Below are 591 nucleotides of genomic sequence, written 5' to 3' on the forward strand. Positions count from 1 at the left end.
CCGGGTGCTCATCGGCGTGGTGGTCTCCGGTGCGATGGTCATCGCCGGTATCGGCTTCGCCGGTTCGTACGCCGCCGTACGCGAACTCGCCCTGAAGAAGGGCTTCGGCAACTTCGCGTATGTGTTCCCGGTCGGTATCGACGCGGGTATCTGCGTCCTGCTCGCCCTGGACCTGCTCCTGACCTGGATCAGGATTCCCTTCCCGCTGCTGCGCCAGACGGCGTGGCTGCTGACGGTCGCGACGATCGCGTTCAACGGCGCTGCGGCCTGGCCCGACCCGCTCGGTGTCGGTATGCACGCGGTGATCCCGATCCTGTTCGTGGTCTCCGTCGAGGCGGCCCGGCACGCGATCGGCCGGATCGCCGACATCACGGCCGACAAGCACATGGAGGGCGTCCGCCTCACCCGCTGGCTGCTCTCGCCGCTCCCGACGTTCCTGCTCTGGCGCCGGATGAAGCTGTGGGAGCTGCGTTCCTACGAGCAGGTCATCAAGCTGGAGCAGGATCGTCTCGTCTATCAGGCGCGGCTCCACTCCCGCTTCGGCCGCGCGTGGCGCCGCAAGGCCCCGGTGGAGTCCCTGATGCCCCTGCG

At 68.4% G+C, this 591-nt stretch carries 1 protein-coding gene; it reads left to right on the top strand.

The window, feature by feature from the left end; translation table 11 throughout:
• The coding region (locus tag SSP08S_RS54585) for a DUF2637 domain-containing protein (protein ID WP_019076053.1) at positions 1–591 on the top strand (591 nt) is incomplete at both ends.

The sequence above is a fragment of the Streptomyces hokutonensis genome (assembly GCF_000376565.1).
GTDB classification, from domain to species: domain Bacteria; phylum Actinomycetota; class Actinomycetes; order Streptomycetales; family Streptomycetaceae; genus Streptomyces; species Streptomyces hokutonensis.